Below are 3,307 nucleotides of genomic sequence, written 5' to 3'. Positions count from 1 at the left end.
TAGTAAGTCCGTACGGTTCTGAGTTGCTGCATATTGCTATTTTAAGTCAATATACGGTATGTATGAGACGCTTACGATAAGCACATGCGTCTGGCTTCATTTAACGTCGAAAACCTGTTTGATCGCGCCCTGGCGATGAACCAGAGTCAGTGGCAGGCGGGTAAACCTGTACTGGAGAAGTTTGCCCGGCTTAACGAACTTCTGGGGCAGACGACCTATACAGATGCAGTGAAAGCTGACATGGTCGAGCTCATGAACGCACTGGGTCTGAAAACATCGGACACCGGCCCGTTTGTGAACCTGCGCCGTAACCGCGGCAAACTGCTGACACGTCATAAAGATGAGGGGGGCATTAGCATTACTGCAGACGGACGCGCTGACTGGGTAGGATCGCTGGAGCTGCGTCGCGCGCCAGTTGACGATGTGGCAATGAGCCTGACAGCCCAGGTCATGGTGGACTTAAGCGCCGACCTTCTGACAGTGATAGAGGCCGATAATCGCCCGGCATTACTGGCATTTAATAATGAGATGCTGCCCGCGCGCCATGGCGAGCCCTGTGCGCACGTCATGGTGATCGACGGCAATGACAGGCGGGGGATTGATGTCGGTCTGATGACAGTCGCGCGCTTCCCCATTGATACTATCCGTAGTCATGTGGACGATAAGGATAAAAGCGGCACCCTGATCTTCTCCCGCGATTGCCCTGAGTTTTCTATTCCGCTGCCCGATGGGAAAACGCTGCTGGTCATCGTGAATCACCTGAAAAGTAAGGGCTACGGTACCAAAAGCAGTTCGGACGCCCGCCGCAGAGCGCAGGCGGAGCGTGTAAAAATGATTTACCAGCAGCGCATTAAGCAGGGTGCCACGCTTATCGCCATTACCGGCGACTTTAATGATACTCCGGACAGCAAACCGCTGGCTCCCCTGCTACAGGATACCGACCTGAAAGACATTTTCACTCATGAGCGCTTCGACGATGGCGGATATCCGGGCACCTGGGGCCGTTGTACCGCGGCCAGTAAAATTGACTACATCCTGCTCTCGCCGGCGCTGTGGCAGAAAGTGGAAAAGGGTGGCGTCTGGCGAAAAGGGATGTGGCCCGGCGTACGTCCGGTGAAATGGGAAACCTATCCTGAGCTCTTAAAACCGGTAAACGCGGCCTCCGATCATGCGGCCGTCTGGGTTGATTTGGCGCTTTAATCCACCCTGAAGCATAATCGAAAGCACAGCACATCCCCCCTGAAATCAGCATAAGCTGGCGGTGACCACTCCAGCTTATCGATAGTGCTGCATGGTCGTTTAATGTCTGATACCACCAAATGAACGAAAACTTTTGCGAGGGTGTTTATACTGAACCTGCGGGAGGGCGCTGAGTGCAGTTTAAGATGGACGGTGCGGAGGGGGTGGTTGTGCTTAGCTAAGGTGAGGGGACGCAGCGAAGGTACAGGCCAGTAACCCCTATGTAGTCAGCTAAAGAGGGGTTATCTGGTAAAGTCGTGGTACCAACTTGCTAATGAAGGCTCTCTTCTTTGAGGTCTATAGCCCTTAGAGTCTGCTGAAAGGTTATATCGCTTATATTACGGGCACGTCGAAGTCTAAAGAGTTCATTACGCTGAGCTATAATGGCTTCCCGTTGCATTTCTTTCTCAAGGCTGGCTCGTTTTTCAAGCTCCCTTCCGATATCACTGTCTTCATCGCTGTCATTATAGTGAAGACGTCGCTGATATATTTCCAGAAGCACATTCCCCGCATCTGCCCGTCTCGCTTCTTCCTCAGGGTTTTCAGCGGGTTCACTCAGCAGTTCGTTCAGGCGGTTAATGGCAGCTTCATTAAGTGCCGCCCTGACATTGCCATTTCCTGAAGTATGAGGCAGATCATCTGCAATAAACCTTGTCATATAAGGGAGCCCGACAGCGGCAATAATGAGAGACATCAAAATAACAGCCATCGAGAGAAAAATTAGTAACTCTCTGCCCGGAAAAGGGGAACCATTTGCCAGTGTGACCGGCAGAGTCAGAATACCGGCCAGTGTAATAGCGCCTTTAACTCCAGCCAATGCCATCACAGCCAGTACACTGAATCGCGGACGTATGGTTATTACCTGCCCCCGACGTTTCTGACGAAATACCGTTAACGTCATTGAAAGCCAAACCCAGCAAAAACGAATCCCCCCCAGAGCGAAAGTAATTACGACAGCATACAACAGTAAATACCAGGGCGAGTTGACACCAGCCTGGCGAGCAACATCTGGCAAAGTCTGAATTAGTCTGGGTAATTGCTCACCAAGCATCAGGAATATCATACCATTTAGCGTAGTTTGAAGCATATTCCATACCGCACTACTCTTCATACGTGTTGCAGGAAGGCGGGGGCCTGACAACTGCTCATAGTGCATCCCAATACCAGCTGCGACAGAGGCCAGTATCCCTGAAACATGGATCCCTTCTGCTATGATGTATGCCGAAAACGGTATTAAAAGACTGATCAGTATCTGTATAGCTGGTTCTTCACGAGTTCGCCTGACAAGAAAGTTGTTGCATTTTCCTGTTAGCCATACAACAAAAAGACCGCAAAGGATCCCCCCCATTGCAACCAGAAAAAATTTAGCAACCGCGTCGCCTGGAGAGAAACTGCCAGTCAGTACAGCTGCAACGGCAAAATTGAAGGCCACCAGTCCAGATGCATCATTTAGTAAAGATTCTCCCTCCAGAATATGTCCCATCCGTGAGGGTAATGGAGAGTTGCCCGTCATTGCTGCCAGCGCGACTGGATCCGTTGGAGAAAGTATAGCTGCCAGTACAAATCCCGTTGCGATTGTTAAAGTCGGTATAAGCCAGTGAATGAACCAGCCAATGCCAAGAATGGTGACCAACACAAGCCCGATAGCCAGCGACAAAATTGGCTTCAGGTCACTGAAGAAGGCATCTTTGGGGATTCGCCATCCATCCAGAAATAACAATGGTGGAATAAAAAGAAGCAGAAAAATATGCGGATCAAAATCGACCTGAAAGCCACCGGCGGCTAATGCCGCACCAGTAGCGATCTGTATTAAAGGCAATGGGAACTTTACAGGCAAAAGCTGGTATAAAAACACTGTGCCTACTATAGACATCATGAATACGAGCACAATGGTGATAATTGACATTTAGCGATCTCCTTTTTGGGCAAGTATCCTACGTAAAGTATCCTCTGGATTACAATATCTGATTTGGAAGAAATAAATCAGTATGGGGCGGATTCAACTCCGAAGTGCAACGCTAAGCCGCCAATCTTAGCTCTGCAAACACCACAGACGGTTGCCTGAATC

The 3,307-nt window shown here is 50.0% G+C and carries 2 protein-coding genes; one reads left to right on the top strand and one right to left on the bottom strand.

All coding sequences use genetic code 11. From position 1 onward, the window contains the following. Positions 1–84: 84 nt before the first annotated feature. Positions 85–1,200, top strand: a complete 1,116-nt coding sequence (locus tag ACSZO1_RS21965) for an endonuclease/exonuclease/phosphatase family protein (RefSeq protein WP_437616455.1) — start codon at positions 85–87, stop codon at positions 1,198–1,200. A gap of 310 nt (positions 1,201–1,510) precedes the next feature. Here the strand turns inward: ACSZO1_RS21965 and ACSZO1_RS21960 are convergent, their stop codons facing one another. Next, positions 1,511–3,145 (bottom strand): Na+/H+ antiporter, encoded by a 1,635-nt coding sequence (locus tag ACSZO1_RS21960; protein WP_437616453.1) that lies wholly within the window; start codon positions 3,143–3,145, stop codon positions 1,511–1,513. Positions 3,146–3,307: the final 162 nt, after the last annotated feature.

The sequence above is a fragment of the Erwinia sp. V71 genome (assembly GCF_965644245.1).
GTDB lineage: Bacteria > Pseudomonadota > Gammaproteobacteria > Enterobacterales > Enterobacteriaceae > Erwinia.
The sequence above is the reverse complement of the archived record's forward strand: the minus strand, read 5'-3'. Positions and strand labels throughout refer to the sequence as shown.